Origin of the sequence: Actinotalea sp. JY-7885, from assembly GCF_014525465.1 — a bacterium.
GTDB lineage: Bacteria > Actinomycetota > Actinomycetes > Actinomycetales > Cellulomonadaceae > Actinotalea.
The window spans coordinates 1-2,896 of the sequence record NZ_JACEXH010000272.1; the positions used below are offsets into that span (position 1 = coordinate 1).

The window sequence follows — 2,896 nt, forward strand, 5'->3', positions numbered from 1 at the left end:
GGGCGCCCGCGCGACCGGCGCCGCGCTGAGCACCACGGGCGGCACCGGCACGGCCGTCGCCACCGTGCCGGGCACCTCGGTCCCCCTGCCCACCGGCCGCCCGACGCCCCGCCGGATGCGGCTCGTCGCCCTCGGGCTGGTCGCCGTGGGAGTGCTCGTCGGGCTCGTCGGCGCCTGGTCGTTCAGCAACGCGGACGCGGCGCTCGAGCGCGCCGACGCCAACGCGGCCCAGCTGGTCCGCCTCCAGGAGCTGCAGACCCGGCTCGTCAGCGCCGACGCGAGCGCGACCAACGCCTTCCTCGTGGGCGGGCTCGAGCCGCCGGACCGGCGCGCGGTCTACGACGACGCGATGACGACCGCCGCCGAGCTGGTGGCGCAGGCCGCGCGCGCGCAGCCGGCCGACGGCACCGCCCTCGCGGCCCTGAACGTGGCGATGCTCGACTACGCCGCCGACGTCGAGCAGGCCCGGGCCGCGAACCGCCAGGGCCTGCCGGTGGGGGCGCAGTACCTGCGCAACGCCAGCGCCACGCTGCGCGCTGACGCGCTGCCGGTCCTCGCCGCGCTGATCGAGGCCAACGAGGACCGCGTGAGCTCGGAGTTCGGTGCCGCCCGGGCGGCCTGGATCCCGGTGGTCCTGGTCTCGCTGCTGGCCCTCGGCGCCGTCGTCGCCGCCTCGGTGTGGCTCGCGCGCCGCACGCACCGCTACCTCAACCTGCGGCTCGTCGGGGCGGGCGTGGTGCTGCTCGTGCTGCTCGTCGGGTCCACCGTGACCCTGGGCTCGGTGTCCACGGCCGTCGACCGCACGCGCGTCGGGGACTTCGCGGCCGCCAGCGCCCTGTCCCGCGCGCGCCTCGCGGCCTACGACGCCAAGGCGAACGAGAGCCTCACGCTCATCTCGCGCGGGTCCGGCGCCGCGTTCGACGAGGCGTGGGAGGCGTCGAGCGCCATCACGCTCGACACCCTGCGCGACGCGCACGTCGCCGGCGCGGAGGACCTCCGGTCCGCGTGGGACACCTACGCCACCAGCCACTACCTGGTGCGCGACGCCGACGCCGCGGGTGAGTGGGACCTCGCCGTCGAGGACGCGACGAGCGACGCCGAGGACTCCGTCAACGCGACCTTCGCCGCGTTCGACGCCCGGACGGCCGACGCGCTCGCGGAGGCCTCGCAGGGGACGTCGGACACCCTGGCGGAGGCGCGCAGCGGGCTCGGCCTCGCCGTGTGGCTCGCCGCCCTCGCCGGGCTCGCGGTGGCCGGGCTGTCCTGGACCGGCTTCGCCCGACGGATCGAGGAGTACCGGTGAGCGCGACCACCCGAGGAACCCGCGGCGTCACGATCCGCCGCGCCGTCGCCGCGCTCGCGGTGGCGGCCGCGACCGTGCTGACGGGCTGCACGTCCGGGGCGTACCCGGAGACGGCGGTGCCGACCCCCGAGCCGACGGCGCCGGCCGACCCCCCGGCCGCCGCCGAGCCCGCGCAGTGCGCCGACCCGCTCATGTCCTACGCCCCGCAGGGGCCCCCGCCCCCGCCCGGCCAGGTGCCCGACGGGTCGACGATGGCGGAGATCCGTGACTCCGGCCGCCTGGTCGTCGGGGTCTCGGCCGACTCGCTCCTGCTGGGTGCGCGCGACCCGATCTCGGGCCAGATCCAGGGCTTCGACATCGACATGGCCCGGCTGGTCGCCGAGGCGGTCACGGGCAGTGCCGACCGCCTCGAGCTGCGGGTCATCACGGCCGCCCAGCGCCTGCCGCTGCTCCAGGACGGCACCGTGCACCTCGTGGCGCGCAACCTGAGCATCACGTGCGACAGGTGGGAGGAGATCGCGTTCTCCGCCGAGTACTACCGCTCGGGCCAGAAGCTCCTCGTGCCGCTCGAGTCGACCGCGATGTCGCTGGACGACCTGGCCGGCCAGCGCGTGTGCGCTCCCGCGGGCTCGACGAGCCTCGCCAAGCTCGAGGAGTTCGAGCAGGTCGAGGCCGTGCCGGCGGCCACCCACACCGACTGCCTGGTGCGCTTCCAGCAGGGCGAGGTCGACGCCATCACGGGTGACGACACCGTCCTGGCCGGACTCGTCGCGCAGGACCCCTACGCCAAGGTCGTCGGCGAGGCGTTCACCGCCGAGCACTACGGCCTGGGCATGAACGCGGACGACGTCGACCTCGTGCGCTTCGTCAACGCCGTGCTGGACCAGGCGAAGGCCGACGGCACCTGGACGGCGTCGTACGACCGGTGGCTCGCCGACGCCCTCGGCGCCGCCCCCGCGCCCCCGGCGTCGGTGTACGGACGATGACGCGTGCGAGCCGGTGACACCGTGAGCGCGCCGCCCGTCGCGCCCGACGCGCCCGCCGCGTGGGGTCGCCCGGTCGCGCCCACCGCCATGGCGGGCTACCTCGAGCGGCTCGCGGCGTGGCGCGACGCGCGCCGGTCCGAGCTCGACGCGCTGGACCGGGCGGCGCTCGCCTCCACCGACGACCTCACGGGTGACGTCACGCTCGCGATGGCCCTGTGGCAGTCCGTGGCCACGCGCCACGACGAGCTCGTGCGCGTGTGGGACGGCGGGCGCGTCGGCAGGGTCGAGCTCGCCCGCCTCAGCGCGATGATCTGGGGCCGGTCCGACGCCGCCGTGGTCGCCACGGGCGGCGCCGCGCCCGCGACCACGGGGGTGTCCCTGCCCGAGGCGTGCCGCCTGTCCGACGCCGTGACCGCCCAGCTGCGCCGCCGGCTCGCGCTCGAGACCGTGTCCGCCGACCTCGCCGGGCACCTCGCGGCGCTCCGCGCGAGCGTCGAGCGGATCCGGGACCTCGTCGCGGCCGCACCCGCGGGCCGCGCCCGCACCGAGGCGACCGCCGTGCTCGGGCGGCTCTCGGAGCGGGTCGACGACGTCACGGCGCGCGCCC

General features: G+C 76.9%; 2 protein-coding genes and 1 pseudogene. All 3 read left to right on the top strand.

Going from position 1 to position 2,896, the window contains the following annotated elements; all coding sequences use genetic code 11:
• Positions 1-1,303 (top strand): hypothetical protein (locus IDM29_RS16120; protein WP_188037785.1); only part of this gene is annotated, 1,303 nt, incomplete at its 5' end.
• Positions 1,300-2,289, top strand: coding sequence for a glutamate ABC transporter substrate-binding protein (locus tag IDM29_RS16125; RefSeq protein WP_182112463.1), 990 nt, complete (start codon positions 1,300-1,302; stop codon positions 2,287-2,289). The genes IDM29_RS16120 and IDM29_RS16125, both read left to right, overlap by 4 nt.
• Positions 2,290-2,310: 21 nt before the next feature.
• Positions 2,311-2,896 (top strand): annotated as a pseudogene (locus IDM29_RS16130) (hypothetical protein); the annotation flags it as partial.